The sequence below is a fragment of the Clostridium sp. 001 genome (genome assembly GCF_019056555.1).
GTDB lineage: Bacteria > Bacillota > Clostridia > Clostridiales > Clostridiaceae > Clostridium_B > Clostridium_B ragsdalei.
The window spans coordinates 3,830,119-3,854,667 of sequence record NZ_CP020473.1 but is presented as its reverse complement, the minus strand read 5'-3'; the positions used below and the strand labels follow the sequence as shown (position 1 = coordinate 3,854,667).

The 24,549-nt window shown below is 31.7% G+C and carries 23 protein-coding genes; all 23 read right to left on the bottom strand.

Going from position 1 to position 24,549, the window contains the following annotated elements:
- Positions 1-141 precede the first annotated feature (141 nt).
- The 23 genes from B5S50_RS18115 to B5S50_RS18005 all read right to left on the bottom strand — a co-directional run bounded on the left by B5S50_RS18115 (position 142) and on the right by B5S50_RS18005 (position 24,225).
- Positions 142-402, bottom strand: coding sequence for a stage V sporulation protein S (locus B5S50_RS18115; RefSeq protein ID WP_023163135.1), 261 nt, complete (start codon positions 400-402; stop codon positions 142-144).
- 150 nt (positions 403-552) lie between these two features.
- Positions 553-2,097 carry a ribonuclease Y gene (gene rny / locus B5S50_RS18110; RefSeq protein WP_217302465.1) on the bottom strand — a complete coding sequence of 515 codons (1,545 nt, stop codon included), beginning with the start codon at positions 2,095-2,097 and terminating at the stop codon, positions 553-555.
- A 235-nt stretch (positions 2,098-2,332) separates the two neighbouring features.
- Positions 2,333-3,379, bottom strand: coding sequence for a recombinase RecA (gene recA, locus B5S50_RS18105; RefSeq protein ID WP_254306768.1), 1,047 nt, complete (start codon positions 3,377-3,379; stop codon positions 2,333-2,335).
- A 188-nt stretch (positions 3,380-3,567) separates the two neighbouring features.
- Complete coding sequence (gene pgsA / locus B5S50_RS18100) at positions 3,568-4,155, bottom strand: CDP-diacylglycerol--glycerol-3-phosphate 3-phosphatidyltransferase (RefSeq protein ID WP_013237992.1); 588 nt, start codon at positions 4,153-4,155, stop codon at positions 3,568-3,570.
- 1 nt (position 4,156) lies between these two features.
- Positions 4,157-5,479, bottom strand: a complete 1,323-nt coding sequence (rimO, locus tag B5S50_RS18095; RefSeq protein WP_217302463.1) for a 30S ribosomal protein S12 methylthiotransferase RimO — start codon at positions 5,477-5,479, stop codon at positions 4,157-4,159.
- A 59-nt stretch (positions 5,480-5,538) separates the two neighbouring features.
- The gene (locus tag B5S50_RS18090) at positions 5,539-7,797 is read right to left on the bottom strand and encodes a DNA translocase FtsK (RefSeq protein ID WP_065077420.1); all 2,259 of its coding nucleotides are present in this window, start codon (positions 7,795-7,797) and stop codon (positions 5,539-5,541) included.
- A gap of 183 nt (positions 7,798-7,980) precedes the next feature.
- Positions 7,981-8,646, bottom strand: a complete 666-nt coding sequence (locus B5S50_RS18085; RefSeq protein ID WP_065077421.1) for a ClpP family protease — start codon at positions 8,644-8,646, stop codon at positions 7,981-7,983.
- Positions 8,647-8,752: 106 nt separating this feature from the next.
- Entirely contained in the window at positions 8,753-9,025 is a 273-nt protein-coding gene (locus tag B5S50_RS18080; RefSeq protein ID WP_065077422.1) for a YlmC/YmxH family sporulation protein, read from the bottom strand.
- An 87-nt stretch (positions 9,026-9,112) separates the two neighbouring features.
- The gene (locus B5S50_RS18075) at positions 9,113-10,411 is read right to left on the bottom strand and encodes a pitrilysin family protein (protein ID WP_217302462.1); all 1,299 of its coding nucleotides are present in this window, start codon (positions 10,409-10,411) and stop codon (positions 9,113-9,115) included.
- A gap of 106 nt (positions 10,412-10,517) precedes the next feature.
- Positions 10,518-12,662, bottom strand: coding sequence for a polyribonucleotide nucleotidyltransferase (locus tag B5S50_RS18070; protein ID WP_065077424.1), 2,145 nt, complete (start codon positions 12,660-12,662; stop codon positions 10,518-10,520).
- 71 nt (positions 12,663-12,733) lie between these two features.
- Positions 12,734-12,997, bottom strand: a complete 264-nt coding sequence (gene rpsO, locus B5S50_RS18065) for a 30S ribosomal protein S15 (protein ID WP_063557328.1) — start codon at positions 12,995-12,997, stop codon at positions 12,734-12,736.
- 115 nt (positions 12,998-13,112) lie between these two features.
- Positions 13,113-14,051, bottom strand: coding sequence for a bifunctional riboflavin kinase/FAD synthetase (locus tag B5S50_RS18060; protein ID WP_065077425.1), 939 nt, complete (start codon positions 14,049-14,051; stop codon positions 13,113-13,115).
- A gap of 2 nt (positions 14,052-14,053) precedes the next feature.
- The gene (truB, locus tag B5S50_RS18055) at positions 14,054-14,932 is read right to left on the bottom strand and encodes a tRNA pseudouridine(55) synthase TruB (RefSeq protein WP_065077716.1); all 879 of its coding nucleotides are present in this window, start codon (positions 14,930-14,932) and stop codon (positions 14,054-14,056) included.
- Positions 14,932-15,894 carry a bifunctional oligoribonuclease/PAP phosphatase NrnA gene (locus B5S50_RS18050; RefSeq protein ID WP_065077426.1) on the bottom strand — a complete coding sequence of 321 codons (963 nt, stop codon included), beginning with the start codon at positions 15,892-15,894 and terminating at the stop codon, positions 14,932-14,934. The genes truB and B5S50_RS18050 overlap by 1 nt, the downstream gene beginning before the upstream one ends.
- A complete protein-coding gene (gene rbfA, locus B5S50_RS18045) occupies positions 15,881-16,246 on the bottom strand; it encodes a 30S ribosome-binding factor RbfA (RefSeq protein ID WP_065077427.1) in 366 nt (121 codons plus the stop codon). The genes B5S50_RS18050 and rbfA overlap by 14 nt, the downstream gene beginning before the upstream one ends.
- Before the next feature lie 18 nt (positions 16,247-16,264).
- Positions 16,265-18,355, bottom strand: a complete 2,091-nt coding sequence (infB, locus tag B5S50_RS18040; RefSeq protein ID WP_217302461.1) for a translation initiation factor IF-2 — start codon at positions 18,353-18,355, stop codon at positions 16,265-16,267.
- Between the two features lie 17 nt (positions 18,356-18,372).
- Positions 18,373-18,690 carry a 50S ribosomal protein L7ae-like protein gene (locus B5S50_RS18035; protein WP_063557323.1) on the bottom strand — a complete coding sequence of 106 codons (318 nt, stop codon included), beginning with the start codon at positions 18,688-18,690 and terminating at the stop codon, positions 18,373-18,375.
- Positions 18,680-18,949, bottom strand: a complete 270-nt coding sequence (locus B5S50_RS18030) for a YlxR family protein (protein ID WP_013237978.1) — start codon at positions 18,947-18,949, stop codon at positions 18,680-18,682. Before B5S50_RS18030 ends, B5S50_RS18035 begins: the two co-directional genes overlap by 11 nt.
- Before the next feature lie 17 nt (positions 18,950-18,966).
- Positions 18,967-20,031 carry a transcription termination factor NusA gene (nusA, locus tag B5S50_RS18025; RefSeq protein ID WP_063557321.1) on the bottom strand — a complete coding sequence of 355 codons (1,065 nt, stop codon included), beginning with the start codon at positions 20,029-20,031 and terminating at the stop codon, positions 18,967-18,969.
- Positions 20,032-20,048: 17 nt separating this feature from the next.
- Positions 20,049-20,513: a ribosome maturation factor RimP gene (gene rimP, locus B5S50_RS18020; protein WP_065077429.1), complete on the bottom strand. Its 465-nt coding sequence runs from the start codon at positions 20,511-20,513 to the stop codon at positions 20,049-20,051.
- Positions 20,514-20,777: 264 nt separating this feature from the next.
- Positions 20,778-21,827 (bottom strand): flavodoxin-dependent (E)-4-hydroxy-3-methylbut-2-enyl-diphosphate synthase, encoded by a 1,050-nt coding sequence (gene ispG, locus B5S50_RS18015; protein ID WP_065077430.1) that lies wholly within the window; start codon positions 21,825-21,827, stop codon positions 20,778-20,780.
- A gap of 211 nt (positions 21,828-22,038) precedes the next feature.
- Positions 22,039-23,049: an RIP metalloprotease RseP gene (rseP, locus tag B5S50_RS18010; RefSeq protein ID WP_065077431.1), complete on the bottom strand. Its 1,011-nt coding sequence runs from the start codon at positions 23,047-23,049 to the stop codon at positions 22,039-22,041.
- A gap of 18 nt (positions 23,050-23,067) precedes the next feature.
- A complete protein-coding gene (locus B5S50_RS18005) occupies positions 23,068-24,225 on the bottom strand; it encodes a 1-deoxy-D-xylulose-5-phosphate reductoisomerase (protein ID WP_065077432.1) in 1,158 nt (385 codons plus the stop codon).
- Between the last annotated feature and the right edge of the window lie 324 nt (positions 24,226-24,549).

Below are 24,549 nucleotides of genomic sequence, written 5' to 3'. Positions count from 1 at the left end.
TGTATATATGTTAAAGTTGAATTATGCGTCTTTTTACATTTTAACATAGTCTATATTATAGTCAATATGTCATTTTAATCGTAATATAATAAAGGACTTGAGATAAATCACAAGTCCTTTGATAAAAATTAATTTTTATTGTTATCTTGGCTGTATTATTAATTTAATTGCAGTTCTCTCTTCTCCATCTATTTCAATGTCCGTAAATGCCGGAATACATATTAAATCGATTCCACTAGGTGCTACGAACCCTCTAGCAATAGCTACAGCTTTAACAGCTTGATTTAACGCTCCTGCTCCTATAGCTTGTATCTCTGCTGCTCCCCTTTCCCTTAAAACTCCTGCTAATGCTCCTGCCACCGAATTTGGACTTGATTTTGTTGAAACTTTTAATACTTCCATAATTAAACCTCCTATATATTATAATAACTCTTTACATTAACTTTAATTATTACTACTACATATATATAGTATTCTACAAAAAATCAAAAATTCCTTTTAGGTTACAAAACCTAAAAGGAATATTTTTCTATGTTATAACAATACTATTTATTATTTTGCATATTCAATTGCACGAGTCTCTCTAATGACATTTACTTTAATCTGACCAGGATACTCTAGCTCTTCTTCAATTTTCTTTACTATGTTCCTTGCCATTTCAATAGCACCTGCATCATCAATATTTTCTGGTTTAACCATTATTCTAAGTTCTCTTCCCGCTTGAATGGCATATGACTTTTCTACACCTTCACATGTATTTGCTATTTCTTCAAGTTTTTCTAGACGCTTAATGTAAGCTTCCAGTGTTTCTCTTCTAGCACCAGGTCTTGCAGCAGAAATAGCATCCGCCGCTTGAACGAGTACAGCTTCTAAGGATTGAAATTCTACATCTCCATGATGAGCTGCAATAGCATTTACAATTATTGGTGATTCTCTGTATTTTTTAGCAACCTCTGAACCTATAACGGCATGAGGGCCTTCAACTTCATGATCCACTGCTTTACCTATATCATGAAGCAATCCTGCTCTTTTAGCTATAGTTGGATCTATGCCAATTTCTGATGCCATAAGTCCAGCCAAATAGGCAACTTCCACAGAGTGTTTTAAAACATTTTGACCATAGCTGGTTCTATACTTCAATCTTCCTAATAACTTTACTAATTCCATATGAAGGCCGTGCACGCCAGTTTCAAAAGTGGCCTGTTCTCCTTCTTCTTTAACATTATTTTCAACTTCTTTTTCAGCTTTTTGAACCATTTCTTCGATTCTTGCTGGGTGTATTCTTCCATCAATTATAAGTTTCTCCAGTGCTATTCTTGCAACCTCTCTCCTTATAGGATCAAAGCCCGACAATATTACAGCTTCAGGTGTATCATCTATTATAAGATCTACACCAGTTAACGTTTCAAGAGTCCTTATATTTCTACCCTCTCTACCTATTATTCTGCCCTTCATTTCGTCATTAGGTAAAGGTACAACATGTACTGTAGTCTCTGCTACATGATCAGCAGCACATCTCTGGATAGCACAAGTTATAATTTCTCTTGCTTTTTTATCAGCTTCTTCTTTAGCTTTTGTTTCAATTTCTTTAATCATCATCGCAGATTCATGTTTTATTTCCTTATTAACTTGTTCTAGTAAAATATTCTTAGCCTCTTCAGAACTTAGTCCTGATAACTTTTCTAGCTTTTCTCTTTGTTTCTTATATAATTCCTCTACACTTATCTGTAATTTATCTATGTCCTGCTGTTTTTTATCTAGGCCACTATCTCTCTTTTCAAGAGTATCACTTTTCTTATCTAATAACTCTTCTCTCTGGATTAACCTTCTTTCAAGTCTTTGATTTTCATTTCTTCTATCTCTAGACTCTTTGTCAAAATCATTTCTTAATTTATGAATTTCCTCTTTAGCTTCTAGTATAGCCTCTTTTTTTTGGGTTTCAGCTTGTTTTTTTGCCTCTTCCTTCAATCTATTAGACTCTTCTAAAGCCTGTGATTTTATAACAACTGCTTTCTTTTTGATCATATTGAATTGAACTATCAAGGCAGCTGCTATTAGTATACCAGCAATAACCTCATATATTATTATGGAATTCACATGAACACCTCCTTTGCTCTTATTATGTAAATCTATAATTCAGTTAAATATGCAAGCATAGAAAAGGTGCCATATTTATTCAATTGGTAATTCCTAAATACATGATAAACCAGAATTTGTCTTAATTTTATATTATATTTTAATTATTGTCAAGTTATATGCATTTTATTCTCTTAAACAAAATTTGGTACTTATTTTTACTTATAAAAGGGAGTAAATTACTCCCTTTTATAAGCTATTTATCAGAATGTTTTAAATTATCTTTTTTTGAATCAGTTTTACTACCAGCATTACTTTTATCTTTGTCTTCAAGAGAATTCTTTTTTAAAGAAGGTAATTTATATTTTTCCCTTATCTTGCTTTCTATCTCAACTAATATATCATTATTTTCTTTCAAAAATTGTTTTGCATTTTCCCTGCCTTGTCCAAGCCGTGTTTCTTTATAGGAAAACCATGCACCACTTTTCTGTACCAATTCTTCTCTAACACCTACATCCAACACATTTCCTTCTCTTGAAATACCTTGATTGTACATTATGTCAAACTCTGCCTGTTTAAAAGGTGGAGCTACTTTATTTTTAATAACCTTTACTCTTGTTCTATTACCTACTATGGTATCTCCTTGCTTTATAGAATCTATTCTTCTTACATCCATTCTAACTGAAGAATAAAACTTTAAAGCTCTTCCACCAGGCGTAACCTCAGGATTGCCGAACATAACTCCTACTTTTTCTCTTAATTGATTTATAAATACTGTTACACACTTTGATTTATTTATAGAAGATGTAAGTTTTCTAAGAGCTTGGGACATAAGCCTAGCTTGAAGTCCCACATGTGAGTCTCCCATTTCTCCCTCTATTTCAGCCTTTGGCACAAGTGCTGCTACTGAATCCACTACCAAAACATCTATAGCATTGGATCTTACAAGTGCTTCTGTTATCTCCATAGCCTGTTCTCCAGTATCTGGTTGGGATACAATAAGATTATTTATATCTACTCCTAAATTTTGGGCATAAGAAGGATCTAGTGCATGCTCTGCATCTATAAAAGCTGCAGCACCTCCATTTTTCTGAGCTTCTGCAATTATATGAAGTGCCACCGTAGTCTTACCTGAAGATTCAGGGCCAAATATTTCTATTACCCTTCCTCTTGGAACACCACCTATACCTAATGCTATATCTAAGTCAAGGCAGCCTGTTGAAATGGCATCCACATTTAATACACTGTGTTCTCCTAGTTTCATTATGGCACCTTTTCCAAATTGTTTTTCTATCTGTCCCATAGCTGATTCTATAGCCTGTAATTTCTCATTACTTAAATTTGCCAAGAAGTTCACTTCCTCTCTAATACGAACGCATGTTCTGTATAAATTATATACTATCTACACTATACAGTCAACAGTTTTTTTCATAATTCTGTATTTAGCTTTAATTATGAACACTTAAAAACATTTTAATCAATATGACTTAATTATCTGTCTGTCCTTATAACTTCTTTATTTTTTAGGAAGTAATCTATACCTGAAATTAAAGTCATTATTATAGCTATACCCATAGCAACATCTGTAACTAAATTTAAAACTTTGTGAGGACGGTTCAAAAATCCCCTAAGTAAACTTAATGATACATGATTATAAGTTAAATTTAAAAGAGCAAGAATTATAGCAATTATTTGTGTTGCAGTTTTAGCTTTTCCCCAAGGACTTGCAGCTATTACCATTCCTTCTGCTGCTGCAATTGTTCTCAGTCCTGTAACTGCAAATTCTCTAGCTACTATTATCACCGCAACCCAAGATGGTATTATATGGTACTCTACAAGACATATAAGTGCAGTAGTAACCAAAAGTTTATCCGCTAGGGGATCCATGAATTTTCCAAAATTTGTTATTTGATTTCTGCTTCTAGCTATATACCCATCTAATTTATCTGTAATAGATGCTAATATAAAAATAGCTATTGCAATAAGTTTACCATAGGGCATCCCCTTTACCGTTATAAATATTAAAAAAAACGGAATCAATATCATTCTAAGCATTGTAAGCTTGTTTGCTAGATTCATTTCATACAACTCCTACCAAATCATATTCAAGGCTATGAGTAATTTTTACATTAACCATAGTACCTATTTTTAAAGTTTTTTTACACTTTATGTATATAACTCCGTCTATATCTGGAGCCATTTCATAACTTCTTCCGTACCACAGTTCTCCCTTTTTTCCCTCTACAATTACTTTGTAAGTTCTTCCAATTTTACTCTTATTTATGGAACTCATTACCTTCTTTTGAAGTACCATAAGTTCTCCTTCCCTTGCAGATTTAATCTCCTCAGGAACCTGATCTCTCATTTCTGCAGCTGCAGTTCCTTCCTCTCTGGAATACTTAAATACACCTAAGTTATCAAATTTCATAGTACTTACAAAGTCCTTTAGTTCTTCAAAATTTTCTTCTGTCTCTCCAGGAAAGCCAACTATTATTGTAGTCCTAATTGCAATACCCTTTGCTCTAGCTCTAAGCTTATCTATATTTTCTATTATGTCTAATTTTCTTCCTCTTCTTCCCATAAGCTTCAGTATAGAATCACTTATATGTTGAATAGGTATATCTATATACTTACATACTTTATCATTTATTGAAATTTCATTTATAATTTCATCCGTTAATTCCTCAGGGTAGCAATATAAAAGCCTTATCCACTCTATTCCATTAATTTTAGATATTTTTTGAATGAGTTCAGGAAGCACTTTTTTACCATATATGTCTATTCCATATCTTGTAGTGTCCTGTGCAATAAGTATTATCTCCTTAACACCTTGATTAGCTAAATCATTACATTCGTTTATTATGTTTTCAATGGTTCTACTTCTATACTTTCCCCTTATTTTAGGAATTATACAATAGGTACAATGATTGTCACATCCTTCTGCAATTCTCAAATAAGCAGTGTGTGTTGACGTAGTAAGTATTCTTTTTCCTTCATTTATATTAGAATCACTGTAATCACAATTATAAATCCTACTGTTGTTAGTTTCAATACATTTCTTTATAGTTTCATTTAACTTATCATAATCATTTACTCCAAGCATTATATCTACTTCAGGTAATAACTTCATAAGTTCCTTACCATACCTTTGAGCCAGGCATCCTGTTGCCACAATTAATTTGCAATTAAATTTTTCTTTATACTGTGACATTTCAAGTATTGTATCTATGGATTCCTGCTTAGCTGATTCTATAAACCCACATGTATTTATAATTATTACATCCGCTAATTTAGGATCATGAACTAAACTGTATTCTTGATTTAAATTACTTAACATTATTTCAGAATCCAATCTATTTTTGTCACAGCCTAAACTTATTAGTCCAACTCTTAGTTTATCCACCAAACTTCCTCCTATTTAGTTATTTTTAATCTTATATAAAATATTACTATTGCATTAATTTACGTATTTTCATAATGATTTCTGTCAATTAGAATTTGTCTTGGCTTTGTTCCATCCTTTTTTGATATTATTTCTCTGTCTTCCATTTCTTCTATTATTCTAGCCGCTCTATTATATCCTATTCTAAGCCTTCTTTGAAGTAAAGATGTAGATGCTTGTCCTGCATCTACTACAATTCTAATTGCCTCATCTAAAAGTTCATCGCTATCACTACTAGTTTTCACTACATTTGTATCTATTTGCTCGATTATTTTATCCTCATAATTAGGTCCACCTTGTTCATCTTTTATATAATTTACTACTTTTTCAACTTCACCTTCGGATATAAAGGCTCCCTGTATTCTTATAGGTTTTGCTTCACCTACAGGATAAAATAACATATCTCCTTTTCCAAGTAATTTCTCAGCTCCAGCACTATCCAGTATAGTTCTAGAATCAATTTGACTAGATACTGCAAAAGATATTCTTGAAGGTATATTTGCCTTAATTACTCCAGTAATTACATCTACAGAAGGTCTCTGAGTAGCTATAACCAAATGCATTCCAGCTGCCCTTGCCATTTGAGCGAGACGTCCTATATAATCTTCAATTTCATTTGGACATACCATCATTAAATCAGAAAGTTCATCAATTATTATAACTACAAAAGGAAGCTTACTATCTGTTTTTCCTTCTTGAAACAATTGATTATATCCCTCTATATTTCTTACATTATTTTCTGCAAAGAGCTTATATCTCCTTGTCATTTCTTGTACAGCCCAATTTAATGCACCTGATGCCTTTTTAGGGTCTACAACTACGGGTATAAGAAGATGTGGGATGCCATTATATACATTTAATTCCACCACTTTAGGATCTACCATCAAAAGTTTAACATCATCAGGAGAATACTTATAGATCAAGCTTATTATAAGAGCATTTATACACACACTTTTACCTGACCCCGTTGCACCTGCAATAAGCATATGTGGCATTTTAGTAAGATCTGATACTATACAATTTCCTCCTATGTCTTTTCCAAGACAGTAAGCTAGTTTACACTTTGAATTTATAAACTCCTCTGATTCTACAACTTCCCTTAAATAAACTGGTGTCAAATCTTTATTTGGCACTTCTATACCTATGGCAGATTTTCCTGGTATGGGAGCTTCTATTCTCACTCCTGAAGCTGCAAGTCCAAGGGCTATGTCATCTGATAAATTTACAATTTTACTTACTTTAACTCCAGGACTTGGCTGAAGTTCAAATCTAGTTACAGAAGGTCCCTTGCTTACTTGAAGCACCTTTGCATCTACTCCAAAATTTCCAAGAGTTTCTTCTAGCTTATTGGCACTGCTTATTAATTCCTTTTTATCATGCTTATTTAACTTTGACTGTACATTTTGTCTCAATAAATCCACTGAAGGAAAATTATATACTGAAACTAAGTTTTTTTCACTTTCTGTCATATTTTTTTCAAGCTCTTCATTTATTAATTCACAATTTTTTTTGTAAGTGTCATTTTCAAGTTCAGTAGGATACGTTAAATTTTCACTGTTTTCCTTAGGCTTTTCTGATCTATAATTATCCTTTATATCTGATGATTTCATAAAATCTAATATCTTTATTCTATTGTTTATAGTTTTAATGAAATCATCTTTGTTTACTTCTTCATTTTCAATTTTACCTTGATTTAAAATTTTGTCTTCTATTTTAGTGTCATTGTTTGTATTTTTTTCAAGGAAAAAAGCTTTTATATTATGTAATACATCGTATATAGTAACCTTACTCATTATTATAAAAGATATTATGTAAATTGATATAAATATAACATAGCAGCCTGTTTTTCCAAACAATTTAAAAAGTGGAACATCTATTAGGAAACTTATTATTCCTCCATGAAATACAGTATTTGATTCATACAATCGTTCTATACCTGAAATCAAGCTATATTCTACATAATAGTCAGACATAACTATTAGTTGTATGAATAACAGTGTATTTATAATAAAGAGTAAAATTCCATAAAATTTTTTGTTGAAATTTATCTTATTTTTCTTTGCTATACAGCAGCATCCTATAAATATTATAAAAAATGGTAATATATAAGATCCTATTCCGAATACTGCTATTAAGATTTTTTTTATAAATCTACCGATAATACCAGAGGAAGACGGTGAAAATACACTTATTATCATAAGCACGCCTACTGTAAATAGCACTATGCCCTTTATTTCTTTGTCAAGTACATGAGTTTCTTTTTTTCTGCTTTTAGCCATATCTATATCGCCTCCAGTAAATTACAGACACACTTTAATTTAAAAATAGATATTTCTAAATTAAATATTCTACATAGCTTTCCTTTTTCCTTTAATGTTTTTAATAGATAAGACTTTAAATATTTATATTAAAACATAAATTACCATAGGATAAATCCTATGGCTAATTTAATAAAAGTAAATTTATTTTGCCATCATTTCATTTAGTTTGTTAATAGCCTGACTTATTCCACCCACTTCATCAATTAAGCCTTGCTCCACTGCCTGTTTCCCAATCAATATAGTACCCATATCATTTAAAAGTTCATCTGTCTGAAGCATCAACTCAGTTAACTTTTCTCCAGTTATTTTAGATGTTCGAACTATAAATTCATTTATTCTCTCCTGCATTTTATTAAAATATTCAAAAGTCTGAGGTACTCCAATAACCATACCACTCATTCTTATTGGATGTATAATCATGGTTGCACTAGGAGATATAAAGGAATAATCAGAGGCTGTAGCAAGTGGCACACCTATAGAATGTCCTCCTCCTATAACAAGAGATACCGTCGGTTTACTTAAGCTTCTTATCATCTCTGCTATAGCAAGGCCCGCTTCTACATCTCCTCCTACAGTATTTAAAACTACAAGCAATCCTTCTACTCTTTTATCATTTTCAATTTCTATTAAATTTGGTATCACATGTTCATATTTAGTGGTTTTAGTTTCAGATGAAAGATTTACATGACCTTCTATTTGACCTATTATTGGAAGTATCTGAATATTGTCTCTTCCTTCAGCTACATTTACAGACCCTAGTTCTTTAATATTTTCCAATTTTCTATTCTTAGTTTCATCTTCTGGCATTTTAATCTCCTCCTTGAACAAGTTTAGCTTATGCATTTTAGGAGATTCATATACCTTTCTGAATGGAGCTCATAAGTTGATCTTTTATATTAAAATCATATTTATTTTAATGAACTCTTTTTAAAGATTTTTCTTCTACATCTATTATAATAGTCTTAGCCCCTATTTTTTTTACGTATTCCCAAGGAACTTCTATAAATTCGCTTTTACCAAAAATTGAAAATTTTGATTTACTTTCACTTAAAATAAGTATTTTTAAGTTTCCAGAAGAATCCACTATTATATCATTATTTCCAAGGCAATTGTATTTATTTCCATCATTTACATTTATAATCTCATATCTTTCCATTTCACTATAAAACTTTATATTTTCATCCATATTACATCCCCCTATTCAATTGTATATTAAATATTATGAGGGATATTTTCTCTTTATTACCAACTAATTTTTTAATAATTAAATGCTTTACAATAAATTGTGTTCTGATTTTGGAAATAAATCTGTATCTTTCTCTAATAAATTTTCCATAAGATATATATCTACTTTTTCTCCTACAAAAGCAGAATTTACTATTCCCTTACAAAAAGTATTTTTCATAACCCTTTTAATAGTATCTTGATCTATTTTATTTATTTTGTCTATTATATCCGAGGGAGTACTCAACTTATTTAGAAACAAGACTGATTTCCCATTACTAAACATTTTACTACTCATACTTTCAAGTCCTAGTACGTAATTTCCTTTTAATTGTTCCTTTGCTTTTTTCAATCTGTTAGAGTCTACGCCTTCTTTTACAAATTTTTGCAGTTCATCTTTTATCCTGCATATTACATCATAAGAATATTTCACATTTAATCCAGTATAAATATTAACTACTCCTATGTTATTAAAGGAAGCTGGATAAGAATAAATTGAATAACAAATTCCCATTTCCTCTCTTATTTTTTGAAATAGTATGGAAGAAGTCCCTCCCCCATACACATTGTTTAAAAGCAAAAGTGCATAAATATCATCATTGCCATTTTCAACTCCAGGTACACCAAGACTTATGTGTAACTGTTCTATACTTTTTCTTTTAAAAAGATGATTTTTTAAAAATTGGGGTCTAGAATAATTTATTAGGCTCTTTCCATTGGAATTCCATTTTTCAAAATACTTTTCCATCAATTTTTCAACTGTATTCATGTCAATTTTGCCTGCTATGGACACTACAGAATTTTCAGGTATATAATGAGACCTTATATATTCTAGCAGTTCTTCTCTTGTAAAAGATTTTACAGTATCAGCATTCCCCAGTATTGGTAATGATATCGAATCATCTCCCCACATAGCTTTGCTATGAAGGTCTGAAAGTACATCTTCTGGAGAATCGTCATTCATATTTATCTCCTCAATTACAACTCCCTTTTCCTTTTCTATGTCTTCAGGGGAAAATTTGCTGTTAAATAGCATATCAGATATAACATCTATTGCCAGTTCGAAATGTGAATCCAGTGCTTTTACGTAAAAGCATGTAGCTTCTTTACCTGTAAAAGCATTTATCTGCCCTCCTACATCTTCTATGCATTCAGCTATTTCAAGAGATGTTCTATTTGATGTTCCTTTAAAAAACATATGTTCTATAAAGTGTGAGATGCCATTATTTTCTTCATTTTCATTTCTAGATCCATTTTTTACCCATAGACCTACACTTATAGAATTTACATAATCTATATTCTCTACAATTATCTTAAGTCCATTATCCAATTGAAACAGATTATACATTGGCTTTTACTGCCCTATAGTGATATTAACCCTACACACTATACTGCAAGAGTTTTCACCCCTTTCATCTTTAAAAAATAAAAAGGCATATAAGCCCTTCTATTTATTACTTATTTTGCTTTAAGTTATTTTCTTTAGAACTATTTTCCTTAGAGTTATTTTCTTCAGAATCCTTTATCGCATCTTTTCTGGATAAATTTATTCTACCCTGATTGTCTATATCAGTTACCTTTACTAATATCTTATCTCCTACTGAAACTACATCTTCTACCTTATTAACTCTGGTAAAATCTAATTTTGATATGTGTACTAATCCTTCTTTTCCTGGAAGTATTTCTACAAAGGCACCAAAATTAGTTGTTTTAGTTACTTTACCTAAGTATATTTCTCCTGCTTTTACCTCTCTAGTAAGGTCCTCTATAATCTTCAATGCTTTCTTAGCACTACTACTGTCCTCTGACATTACAAATATTTTTCCGTCTTCCTTTATGTCTATCTTTACACCAGTTTCTGCTATTATCTTGTTGATAACTTTTCCGCCAGCTCCTATTACATCTCTTATTTTATCTGGAGATATAGACATTGTATATGTCTTTGGGGCATACTCTGATAATTCTTCTCTAGCTTCTGGAATACACTTGTGAATTTTATCCAATATAAATAACCTAGCTGTCCTTGCCCTGTTAAGAGTTTCTCTTATACAGTTTTCAGATAATCCATGAATCTTTGTATCAAATTGAATGGCAGTAATACCTTTTTCTGTTCCACCAACTTTAAAATCCATGTCTCCAAAGAAGTCCTCAATTCCTTGTATGTCAGTAACTATTTCTTCCTTTGACAAATCTTCACTAGTTATAAGTCCCATGGCTATTCCAGCTGCTGGTCTCTTTATAGGAACTCCTGCATCTAAAAGTGCTAGTGTACTTCCACATATACTTGCCTGGGAAGTAGATCCATTGGAACTCAATACCTCTGATACAAGTCTTATGGTATATGGGAATTGATCCTCACTTGGTATAAGTGGTTCTAATGCTTTCTCAGCTAACGCACCGTGTCCTATTTCTCTTCTTCCAGGTCCTCTTAAAGGTCTAGTCTCACCCGTACTGTACGATGGGAAATTATAATGATGTATATATCTCTTTGATTCTTCAGTGCCTACTCCATCAAGTATTTGTACATCACCTAAAGAACCAAGGGTGGCAACAGTCATTACCTGGGTCAATCCTCTTGTAAACAATCCAGTTCCATGAGTTCTTGGAAGAATACCAACTTCACAACTTATTGGCCTTATTTCATCAAAAGCCCTTCCATCAACTCTCCTGTGTTCGTTTAACATCATATTTCTTACTATTTCTTTCTTAATCTTATATACTACATCTGCTATATCTGATCCATTATCAGGATACTTCTCTGAAAATTGCTCATTTAACTCTTTATCCACATCTTCTAAAGCTGCATTTCTCTCGTCTCTATCCATTATGTACATGGCATCCTTTATTTTTTGAAATGCAAATTTTCTAACTTCTTCTTCTATGGATTCCTCTACTTTATAGAGTTCTGGTTCTTCCTTTTGTTTTCCATATTTATTCATAGTCTCTTTTTGAAATGCAACTATCTTCTTACATTCTTCAAATCCAAACATTATAGCATCATACATGGTATCTTCTGGTATTTCATCTCCACCAGCCTCTACCATCATAACTCTTTCATCCGTAGCGCATACTGTAAGATTTAAACTGCTTTTACTTCTTTCCTCTAAACCAGGATTTATTACAAACTTACCATCTACAAGTCCTACAGATACTGCTCCTACTGGAGTAGTAAAAGGAATGCTTGACATACAAAGAGCCAGTGATGCACCATTTATAGCTAATATATCTGGTGCATTATCTTGATCTACAGATACCACCGTACAAACGACTTGAACATCATTTCTATATCCTTTTGGAAACAGTGGTCTAAGAGGTCTATCTATTGCCCTTGCGTGTAATATAGCCTTTTCAGAAGGCTTTCCTTCCCTCTTTATAAAACCTCCAGGTATTTTTCCAACAGAATACAACCTTTCCTCATATTCTATACTTAAAGGAAAAAAGTCCACTCCTTCTCTAGGTTTATCTGAAGCATTAGCATTGATTAAAACTACCGTATCACCATAACTTATAAAAAAAGCACAATTAGAAAGTCTTCCTATTTTACCATAATCAACTTTCAAAGTTCTTCCAGCAATAGTAGTTTGAATAATTTCACTCATAAAAAACATACCTCCTCTCAATAGGTTACAATTTTGTTAAAATAATAGAGCGGTTACAGCCGCTCTAAAGATTACTTTCTTAAATTCAACGCTTTAATAATAGCACGGTATCTTTCAATATCTTGCTTAATTAAATAGTTAAGAAGACCTCTTCTCTTACCAACCATCATTAAAAGACCTCTTCTTGAGTGATGATCTTTCTTATGAATCTTTAAATGATCATTTAAATGATTAATTCTCTCAGTAAGTAATGCTATCTGAACTTCTGGTGAGCCTGTATCTCCTTCGTGTCTTGCATATTTCTTCATTATTTCTTCTTTAAATGCCTTTTCCATTTTGTTACACCTCCAATTGTTAATCCCCTATATTCCAAGAATGTCGTCGGCAATTCGGAATTCTTAGCATACGGATCACGATTGTAATTATAGCAAATAAAGTCGTTATTGTAAATTAATTTTTTAAATTAATTTCTATTCTTTTCTTACTTGCATACATCTTATCCTTTTTTAATTGATCTGCCAGTTCTGTTAAACTGCCAAATTTTGATTCATCCCTAATTCTCTCAATAAAATATATCTTTATATTCTTATCATACATGTTTTCATTAAAATTAAGTATATGTGTTTCAATGCTCAACTTATTGTCACAGGTAGTCGGATTATAACCTACATTTGTTATACCTTTAAACAAATCATTATTGCATTCAACTATAGTGTAATATACGCCACCTTTAGGTATAACAAATCTCTTGTCATAATCAAGGTTTACAGTTGGAAATCCTAATTTTCTTCCTAGTTGTTTACCGTGTATTACCTCACCCTGCAGCATAAAAGGTCTTGTTAAAAGTTTATTCGCTTTTTTTATATCCCCTTCATCGGATATAATAGTTCTTATTATTGAACTACTAACTACCTGACCTTTATATTTTACTGAATCTATAACATTTAAAGAAAACTTATGTGCCTTGCTCATTTTTTTAAGTAAGCTTACATCTCCCAAGTTCTTATACCCAAATCTATAGTTAAAACCAACTACGAGTCCTTTAGCTCTATAATTGTTTAAAAGATGAATAACAAAATCCTCAGGACATATTTTCATAAATTCTTCATTAAAGTTAGCCATATTTATTATGTCTAAACCAGCATCTTTCAATACACTTATTTTGGATTCATTATTCATTAAAATTTTAGGAGATACCTCAGGGTTTATTGTAGAAAGTGGATGATTTTTAAAGGTAAACACCATGCTATTTGCCTTGTTATTTCTTGCAAGTTTAACAGTTTTATTTATAAGGTTTATATGTCCTAAATGAAGTCCATCAAAACTTCCTAAAGCAATATATGTACTTTTCGTAAAATGTTTTTTAAAATTATCTTCCATTATTATCATAATTAGTTACCTCTAACGAATAATTTTACCATCTTAAATCCAAAAGTTCCCCTACTTCCAATACCTATAAATTTATTTTCATGTATATATACCCTATAGATTTTACCTTCTTGAACTTTATCTATAAACTCTTTGTCTTTTATTGTGATACCATTTAAAACGTGTTTTAAATATCTATCTCCAACTATAACCTTAGGATATTCTTCTAGTGCTTTATCTACTGGAATAATGTATTTTGATATGCTATCTTTCTGCAGGTCTTCTAGTAAAATGGAATTTGAAATATTAAAATTTCCCGTAGCCATTCTCTTTAGGTTCCACATTATGCCACCGCAATTTAATTTTTCACCAATATCATGGCATAAACTTCTTATATAAGTTCCTTTAGAACACTTAACTTGAAACACTACATAAGGTAATTTCATATTAATAATTTCTATAGAATATATGTTGATTTTTCTTTTATTTCTCTCTATTTCTATACCTTGTCTTGCTAAATCATAAAGCTTTTTTCCATTAATCTTGATTGCTGAATACATAGGTGGAAGTTGTTCTATTTCCCCTTGAAAACTTAAAATTGTATCTCTTACACTTTTTTCATCAAGCTTAACTTCTAAAGTATCTACTATAGTTCCTTCCCTATCATAGGTATCCGTATTAACTCCAAGCTTCAACTCGGCTAGATAAATTTTGTGGCTTTTCATTATATAATCTGCAAATTTTGTGGCACCACCTATACAAATGGGAAGTACTCCTGATGCAATAGGGTCAAGAGTACCTGTGTGGCCAACTTTTTTATTACCTGATATTGATCTAATTTTCTTAACTACATCAAAGGAAGTCATTCCAACAGGTTTATTTATGTTTAAAATTCCATCAATCATATCAGTTCTTTCTCAACCTCTTTTAATATCATATCTTTTACTTCATCTATAGATTTATCACTAACTGCAAGACCACTTGCTCTTACATGTCCCCCGCCATTGAATTTTTCTGCTATCTTTCTTACATCTACCTTTGATTTAGACCTCAAACTTACTTTTATCTTATCTTCTACTTCCTTTAACAAAATTCCAACTTCTACAGTATTCACCTTCATGCCTATATTTACAATATCTGAAGTGTCTGTATCTCCTTCTATACCAACTTGAGACAGCATATCTTTAGTGATACTTATTACACAGATACTGTCTTTTATAAGCTCCATACTCTCAATTGCTTTTCCATAAAGTTTTATTCTACTAAACTTCTTGTTTTCAAAAATTATCCTGTGAATTTCACTAAAATCCATACCTGTATTTATCAAATCTCCTGCTATAGTATGGGTTACACAAGTAGTTGAGGGATATCTAAAGGATCCGCTGTCTGTTATTATTGAAGTATAAAGACACTGAGCTATATTTTTATCCAGTTCAACATCCATAAGTTTTAATAACTGATATACTATTTCAGATACAGCAGCTGCATTAGTATCTACATAGTTTAAATTTCCATATAACTCATTTGTTAGATGATGGTCTATATTTATTACAGTATAGCTTCCTTGCTCAAATTTCAAATCTGCATTTATTCTTTTTACATCTCCGCAATCAAGCACTATAACACATTCTACTTCAGGGTCCACTTCAAACTTTTTGCCATTTATATTTTCACTATAGGGTAAAAAGCTGAAACTCTCCGGAATTTTTTCCTTTGAGAGTATTTCAACTTCCTTTCCCAATTTTCTCATGCCTTGAAATAGTGCTAAAGAACTTCCTATAGAATCACCATCTGGAGAAGAATGAAAAGTAATTGCAATTTTATTACTTCTTCTTATCTCACTTATAATATCATTCATTATCATTTTTCTCATTCTCCTTTATCTCTTGGAGAATTTTATCTATATGCATGCCGTATTCTATAGTATTGTCCAGTTCTATAATTATTTCTGGAGTATTTCTAAGTTTTACTCTATGCCCAACTTCTCTCCTTATAAAACCTGCTGAATTTTTAAGTGCCTCAAAAGTATCTTCCTTTGATTTGCCTTCACCATAAACGCTCACATATACTTTTGCATATTTTTGATCTTTTGTAACATCAACCTTAGTAACACTTATCATAGCAGTAACTCTAGGATCCTTGATATCATTTCTAATTATATTGCTTATTTCCTTTTTCATTTCTTCGTTTATTCTTCCACTTCTGTAGTTAGTCATAAACTACCACCTCACTATTTATAACTCTTTTTTCTTAATTTCCTCCATGGTATAAGCTTCAACTATGTCTCCATCTTTTATATCATTGAACTTATCAATAGAAAGTCCGCATTCATATCCTTCTGCTACTTCCTTTACATCATCTTTAAATCTCTTTAGGGAAGCAAGCTCAGACTCAAATATAACTATACCATCCCTTATTATCCTTACCTGGGAGTTTCTAACTATCTTTCCTTCCTGTACATAACATCCTGCAATAGTTCCTACATTGGATATTTTATAAGTCTGCCTAATCTCAGCTTTTCCAAGCACAACTTCTTTATAATCAGGTTCAAGCATACCAACCATAGCAGCCTTTATATCTTCTATTGCATTATATATAACTCTATAAGTTTTTATATCAACTGATTCTTTTTCTGCCGCTGCCTGAGCATTGCTATCAGGTCTAACATTAAATCCTATTATTATAGCATTTGATGCAGATGCTAATGTGACGTCTGTTTCTGTTATAGCACCAACTGCTCCATGAAGTACTCTTACCTTAACCTCTTCATTTGATAATTTTTGAAGAGATTGTTTTAATGCCTCTATAGATCCCTGTACGTCTGCCTTAACTATTATGTTAAGTTCCTTTACTTTTCCCTCTTTTATTTGATTGTAAAGATCCTCCAGAGAAACTTTATGAGCGGACTGCAGATATTCCTCTCTTACCTTTTGTTTTCTCTTTGCTGCTATATCCCTTGCAGTCTTTTCATCTTTAACTTGATGAAATCTGTCTCCTGCTGCAGGCACTTCTGATAATCCAAGTATCTCTACTGGTATAGAAGGTCCTGCAATTTTAATTTTCTTTCCTTTATCATCAAACATAGCTCTAATTCTACCATAAGTACTTCCAACTATTATAGAATCTCCAACATGAAGAGTTCCATTTTGAACAAGAAGTGTAGCAACTGCTCCTCTTCCCTTATCCAGTTTTGCTTCTATTACTGTTCCCTTTGCATTTCTATGAGGATTTGCCTTAATTTCCTGCATTTCAGCAGTTAAAAGTACCATTTCAAGTAAACTATCAATACCTTCTTTAGTATGAGCAGACACTGGTACACATATAGTATCTCCACCCCAGTCCTCTGGTATTAGCCCATAATCGGATAATTCCTGTTTAACTTTATCTACATTAGCTCCTGGTCTATCTATTTTATTTATAGCTACTACTATAGGTACATTTGCAGCTTTACAGTGATTTATTGCTTCTGCAGTTTGCGGCATTATTCCATCATCTGCAGCTACAACTAAAATAACTATATCTGTAATTTGAGCTCCTCTTGCTCTCATGGCAGTAAAAGCTTCGTGACCTGGAGTATCTAAGAAAGTTATCTTTTCTCCATTTATATTAACAGTATAAGCACCTATGTGCTGGGTTATACCTCCAGCTTCTGTCTCAGTTACTTTTGATTTCCTTATAGCATCTAAAAGAGAAGTCTTACCATGGTCAACGTGTCCCATAACAGTTATAACTGGCGGTCTTTTTTCTGAATTAGGATCATCATCCTCAGCATCTTCTTGTTCCACTGCTTCCTTATTAATGTCTTCTTCTTTTCGAAGTACGGTTACATCAAATTTTTCTCCTAATTTTTCAGCTGTACTAAAATCTATTTCTTGATTTATAGCTGCCATTACTCCCATAAATATAAGTTGTTTAATAACTTCTGTAGATGGTTTACCTATTTTTTCAGAAAACTCTTTTACAGTTATAGTGTCTTCCATTTCTATTTCAGCTCTTTCAGTTTCTTGTAACTCTCCATCCTTTGATTCTTTCTTTCCTTGAGTGTTTTTACTCTTAGTATTATTTTTAACACCTATAGTTTTCTTTTTAACTTTTGGAGAATTTTCCTGCACTAAATTTTTGTATTTATCCTCTATGCCCTCTTCTCCGTCTTCGCTGCTTTCATTTTCTTCCATAAATTCTTTAATTAGTTCTGCATCTTCCTCTTCTATTACGCTCATATGGTTTTTCACTTTTACTCCAAACTCATCTAGAAGTATGGATATTAATGTTTTACTGGATATATTTAACTCTTTGGCTAATTCATATATTCTTATTTTTGACAAATTATACACCCCCGAAACTAAAGTTTCTCATTTTTCTTCAATAAATTCATTAGTGCCTTACCCATGTTTTTATCTGTAACCCCTACAACTTTTATTTCACTTGATCCAATTGCATTTCCAATTTCTTCTCCAGTATATATTGTCTTTACAACTGGTACTTTATATTTATCATTGTAGTTTAAAAATTTTTCCCATGTATTTTTAGAAACATCTTGAGACATTATCACAAAATGCACTCTATTCCTCCTAATTGCTTCTTCACATTTATTATATCCTTCTAAAAGTTTTCCTGCACGCTTTATTAATCCCATAAACTGAAGAAATTTATCTACCATTTTCTATCTGTTCCTTTAAACTTTGGTATAAGGTTTCGTCTATCTGAATTTCAAGATTTTTCTGGAGCCTTTTGTTCTTAAAAGCTTTCTCCAAACATTCCACATTTTTGCATACATAGGCTCCCCTACCATTTTTCTTTCCTGTAGGGTCTACAGAAACTTCACCCTCTTTGCTTTTTACTATTCGTATGAGTTCTTTTTTGGGCTTCATTTCCATGCATCCTGTACACATTCTCTGTGGTACTTTTTTTTGCTTCATTCTAAACACCACCTTAATTAATTTTCTTCATCTTGCGTCTCAGCCTGTGATTTGCTCTTTATGTCTATTTTCCATCCTGTAAGTTTTGCTGCCAGTCTTACATTTTGACCTTCTTTACCTATAGCCAGAGATAACTGATTGTCATCTACTACAATTTGTGCAAATTTAATGTCTTCATTTAAATCCACATCTAATACCTTAGCAGGGCTTAGGGAATTAGCTATATACTCTTCTGGAAGTTTGCTCCATTTTATTATATCTATCTTTTCATTTTTTAGCTCGTTTACTATATTTTGAACCCTTACTCCTTTAGGTCCTACACAAGCTCCCATAGGATCTACATTTTCATCATTAGAGTGTACTGCAATTTTTGTTCTAGAGCCAGCTTCCCTTGCTATGGACTTTATATCAACCGTTCCATCAAATATTTCAGGTACCTCTAGTTCAAACAATCTCTTTATAAGTCCAGGATGAGTTCTTGATATTACAATTTGAGCTCCTTTTGTAGTATTCTTTACCTCAATAATATATAATTTCAGTTTGTCATTGAAGTTATACTTTTCTCCCGGTATCTGTTCATTTGGTCCAAGTACTGCTTCTGTCTTTCCTAAGTCTATAAGTACATTGTTTTTATCTTTTCTTATGACTGTACCTGTTATTATATCGTCTTCCTTTTCCGCAAAATCACTGTATATAATTCTTCTTTCTTCTTCTTTTATCCTCTGTATAACTACTTGTTTTGCAGCCTGTGCAGCTACCCTTCCAAATTTTCTAGGTGTAACTTCTATGTTTGCTATATCACCTACCTCATAACTTGAATCCATGCCTTTAGCATCTTCTACACTTATCTCACCGAATTTATCACAAACTTCCTCTACTACATTTTTTTGTGAATACACATGAATTTCTCCATTTTCTCTATTCATAGTAACCTTAACATTTTGGCTACCTACTCCATGCCCCATATAATTCTTTTTATACGCAGCTACTAATGCATCCTCTATGGTAGTAAATAGTAAATCCTCACTTATTCCCTTTTCCTTAACTATTTCTTTTAAGGCCTCTATAAACTCCTGATTCATTTTAAAATATACCTCCCCTAAAAATCACCTTTTAAATTTACGTTTAAAATTTTGTCCCTTGGAATAGCGATATCTTCTTCTTCACATTTTATCTTCAATTCCTCTGAATTAAAATCCAGAAGTTCCCCCTCATACTTTTTCTTTCCTTTTAAAAGTCCTGATATATTAACCTGTACGCTATATCCAATGTATCTTTTTAAGTGTTCTTCCGTATATAGCTTTCTCTCTAAACCTGGCGATGAAACTTCTAGGTAATAAGGATCTTTTATAGGATCTTCTTTATCCAACATATCACTAACTGCTCTACTTACACTTTCACAATCTTCTAACGATATGTTTCCTTCTCTTTTATCTATGTATATTCTTAAATAATTATTGTTACCTTCTTTTTTAAACTCTAAATAGTATAATTCATAATTTAAATTATTAACTATAGGCTGTATTAATGCTGACATTCTTTCCATAAAAGTATTTTTTGTCATTTAAATCCTCCTCTATTTACAGGTTATACGTTTATGTTATACAATCTTGCTAAAAAAAATGTTAAATAGCTAATTAAATTTAAAAACGCAACTTTCGCTGCGTTTTTCACAAATAGAAAGAGCGGGTTAAAACCCACTCCTACATTCTAAATAAACTTCTGTAGATTTACCATTTATATTTTAACACACTGTAATTCTTATTTCAAGAAAAATTATTCACAAGGTTACCCAAAATGTAAATAATTTGAATTAATCATGCAAAATTTAAATGTTTTTTATCTCTTCTATAAGTGATTCTACTAAATTTTCCTCACTTACTTTTTTTACTATTTTTCCTTTTTTAAATATAATGCCTTCACCTTTTCCACCTGCTATACCAATATCCGCTTCCCTAGCCTCACCTGGTCCATTTACTACACATCCCATAACTGCAACCTTTATGTTTTTATGCATATTTAAAAGTCTTTTTTCCACTTGCTCAGCTATTTTAATTAAATCAATTTCAGTTCTGCCACAGGTAGGACATGATATAAATTCCACACCTTCTTTTATAAGTCCACAAGATTTTAATATTTCTTTTCCCACTCTTACTTCTTCCACTGGATTTCCTGTAAGGGATACTCTTATAGTGTCTCCTATACCTTCCATCAAAAGAGTACCTATGCCTATGCTCGATTTTATAGTTCCGCGCCAAATAGTTCCTGCTTCTGTTACTCCAAGGTGAAGTGGATAATCTACAATTTGAGATATTTTTCTGTAACTTTCTACCATTTGATTTACATTTGAAGATTTTATGGATATGACTATATCATAAAATCCTACATTTTCTAATATTTTTACATGTTCTAAGGCACTATCTACTAGTGCATCTGAACAAACTCTACCATATTTATTTAAAATATCCTTTTTTAATGATCCAGAGTTTACCCCTATTCTAATTGGAATATTAGCTTCTTTTGCTGCTCTTGCCACTTCTCGTACTCTTTCTATGTTTCCAATATTTCCAGGATTTATTCTAAGTGCAGATATTCCATTTTCTATACATTTAAGTGCCAGCTTATAATCAAAATGTATATCTGCTACAAGTGGAATATCTACTTTTTCTATGATTTTTTTCATGGAACTGCAAGCTATATCGTCAGGCACTGCACATCTGACGATATCACAACCTGCTTCTTTTAGCTCAAATATCTGAGCTGTAGTGGTTTCTACATTCCTAGTATCTGTATTTGTCATAGACTGTACGGCTACTGGAAAATCTCCACCCAAAAATATATTGCCCACTTTTACTGTTTTCTTTTTTGCTCTATTCAAAATTTCACCACCAATTTATTCAATTCACAATTCACAATTCACAATTCACAGTTCACAGTTCACAATTTCGGTAGTTTTTTCATTAATACTATGAAAAATCTAAAAACTAAGTAGTATGAACATTAAATTTTTAGATTTTCTGTTACCACAGAAAATCATGCTTAATTGTAAATTGTGCATAGTACATTGTGAATTGATTTTTTAGTATTACTTAAAATTTTATAGGATAGAATATATCCTTTACTGTAACTAGTACCATAAGTGCCATAAGTATTGCAAATCCAACATAATTTATCATTCCGACCCTGTTTTCATCTACCTTTTTACCTGTTATTATTTCAAACAAAAATAAAAATATATATCCTCCGTCCAAAGCTGGAAAAGGTATTATGTTAAATATAGCAAGCTGTATACTTATATAAGCTGAAAATGCCATCAAACTCAATATACCTGCTTTTGCTGCTGCACCTGATATCTTTATTATAGTAACAGGTCCCCCTACATCATTCATAGATGCTTTTCCTCTAAATAGTGTTTTAAAAAAGCTAAATGTCTGCTTGATTAAGGATTTAGTTTCTATAAACCCATAGGATACTGACTGCCCTAAAGTAGGTTTAGTCACTTGAGTTGCTTCAATTCCTACAATATATCTATTCTCTTTTTTATCTTTTACAGGAGTTACTCTAACTTGATTTGTACTTCCACTACGTTCATAAGTTATATTAATTGGATTTCCACTTGTAGTATAAACTTCTGTTACAAAATCCTCCCAGGTAGATATCTTTGAATTATTCACTCTGGTTATTTTATCCCCCAATTTAATACCTGCTAAAGCTGCAGGTTGATTTGGGGTTACTTTATTTACTACAGGAGATAGATACCCCCTTGCAGAAGCTATTATTGCAAACAATATAACTCCAAGTACAAAATTCATTATAGGTCCAGCTATTACTACACTTAGCTTTCTAAGAGGGCTTTTATTATTAAATGCCATAGGATCATCACTTTCTCCCTCATCACCAAGCATTTTCACATATCCACCAATTGGAAGAAGTCTTATATGATATTCCGTCTCCTTGCCCTTTATTCCAAAGAGTTTAGGCCCCATTCCTATAGAAAATTCTTCAACTTTTACCCCATTTAATTTTGCCATAGTAAAATGTCCCAGTTCATGAATTATAATCAATACGCCAAAGGCTATTATCGCTGCTATTATATACAAATGGTATTCCTCCCAATCTTATTTGATAAATTTATCTTTTACATATTTCTTAACTTTTATTTCTACGTTAAGTAAATCTTCCAAAGTGTATTTATTTTGTGAAGTAAATTTATTCATACATTCTTCTAATATATTACCTATATCCAAAAAATTTATTTTATTTGCAAGGAATAAACTTACTGCTTCCTCATTGGCACAATTTAATATAGCTGGCATTGTACCTCCTGTTTTTCCTGCTTGGTAAGCCAATTTAAGTGGTTTAAATGTATCTGTATCAGGCTTTTCAAAACTTAAATTTCCTACACTATAGAAGTCCAATTTATCTATTACAGCTTCCTTTCTTTTCGGATAATTCAGTGCATATTGTATAGGCAACCTCATATCTGCAGTGGCAAGCTGTGCCATAACACTTCCATCCCTATATTCCACCATAGAATGTACTATACTTTGTGGATGAACTACAACTTTTATGTTTTCATAAGGTAAGTTAAATAGGAAGTGAGCTTCTATAACCTCAAGTCCCTTATTCATAAGAGTAGCAGAATCTATCGTGAGCTTTTTTCCCATACTCCAATTTGGATGATTCAACGCCTCTTTTACAGTTACTTGTGAGAGTTGATCTTTTGTTTTTCCTCTAAAAGGTCCACCTGAAGCAGTTAAAATCAAATTAGCAACTTCGTCAAAATTATTTCCTTGAAGGCATTGAAAAACAGCACTATGTTCTGAATCTACGGGAAATATTTTGACATTATTTTCCTGTGATAATTTTGTAACCAGCTCTCCACCTACAACTAATGTCTCTTTATTAGCTAAGGCTATGTCTTTCTTCGCCCTAATTGCTTTTATAGTTGGTACAAGCCCTATCATTCCAACTACAGATGTTACCACCATATCAACTTCAGGAAGACTAGCTATAGTATTTAATCCATCTACTCCAAATAATATTTTTGTATTTGATTTTTTATTACTAAAAATATCTTTAAGCTTTAAATAAGATTCTTTTTCGGTTAGCACCGCATACTTGGGGTTAAATTCATCTATTATATGTAAAAGTTTATCTATACTACTATTTGCAGATATGCCTATAAGCTGAAAATCTCCTTTTTGTTTTCTAAGTACATCAAGAGTTTGGGTCCCTATAGAACCTGTGGCTCCAATTATTGAAATTCTTTTCATTCATAACAACTCCTTATTTCCCTCTAGTCCTTATACCACATTACATAAGATTTTTAACATGATTAACTATACCATATTTATGCTATAAAATAAACATGCACATGATCTATATTAAACTCACAGCTAATACTTGAAATAAAATAATAGAGAAATATACCCCTTTTATAGAATATATTTCTCTATTATTAACTCAACTTTCGCACATATAAAACTTTTTTAATTAATAGTTAAAAATGAAGAATTAATAATTAATGTAGATTTTCATCACTCGTTTGGCTAAAACGAAATATTGCTGATTTATATAAATTTAAGAATTTTTTGCGA

Coding starts and splice junctions, on each gene's coding strand:
- rpsO (WP_063557328.1), bottom strand. CDS start 12,997: ATGGAAAAGGCATTTAAAGAAGAAATAATGAAGAAATATGCAAGACAC.
- nusA (WP_063557321.1), bottom strand. CDS start 20,031: ATGAATCAGGAGTTTATAGAGGCCTTAAAAGAAATAGTTAAGGAAAAG.
- rimP (WP_065077429.1), bottom strand. CDS start 20,513: ATGACAAAAAATACTTTTATGGAAAGAATGTCAGCATTAATACAGCCT.
- B5S50_RS18090 (WP_065077420.1), bottom strand. CDS start 7,797: ATGGCTAAAAGCAGAAAAAAAGAAACTCATGTACTTGACAAAGAAATA.
- B5S50_RS18085 (WP_065077421.1), bottom strand. CDS start 8,646: ATGCCAGAAGATGAAACTAAGAATAGAAAATTGGAAAATATTAAAGAA.
- pgsA (WP_013237992.1), bottom strand. CDS start 4,155: ATGAATCTAGCAAACAAGCTTACAATGCTTAGAATGATATTGATTCCG.
- B5S50_RS18115 (WP_023163135.1), bottom strand. CDS start 402: ATGGAAGTATTAAAAGTTTCAACAAAATCAAGTCCAAATTCGGTGGCA.
- B5S50_RS18070 (WP_065077424.1), bottom strand. CDS start 12,662: ATGAGTGAAATTATTCAAACTACTATTGCTGGAAGAACTTTGAAAGTT.
- recA (WP_254306768.1), bottom strand. CDS start 3,379: ATGGGACAGATAGAAAAACAATTTGGAAAAGGTGCCATAATGAAACTA.
- B5S50_RS18005 (WP_065077432.1), bottom strand. CDS start 24,225: ATGAAAAGAATTTCAATAATTGGAGCCACAGGTTCTATAGGGACCCAA.
- rbfA (WP_065077427.1), bottom strand. CDS start 16,246: ATGACTAACTACAGAAGTGGAAGAATAAACGAAGAAATGAAAAAGGAA.
- B5S50_RS18030 (WP_013237978.1), bottom strand. CDS start 18,949: ATGAAGCAAAAAAAAGTACCACAGAGAATGTGTACAGGATGCATGGAA.
- B5S50_RS18050 (WP_065077426.1), bottom strand. CDS start 15,894: ATGATAATGAATGATATTATAAGTGAGATAAGAAGAAGTAATAAAATT.
- B5S50_RS18035 (WP_063557323.1), bottom strand. CDS start 18,690: ATGGTAGATAAATTTCTTCAGTTTATGGGATTAATAAAGCGTGCAGGA.
- B5S50_RS18060 (WP_065077425.1), bottom strand. CDS start 14,051: ATGATAATAATGGAAGATAATTTTAAAAAACATTTTACGAAAAGTACA.
- B5S50_RS18080 (WP_065077422.1), bottom strand. CDS start 9,025: ATGGATGAAAATATAAAGTTTTATAGTGAAATGGAAAGATATGAGATT.
- B5S50_RS18075 (WP_217302462.1), bottom strand. CDS start 10,411: ATGTATAATCTGTTTCAATTGGATAATGGACTTAAGATAATTGTAGAG.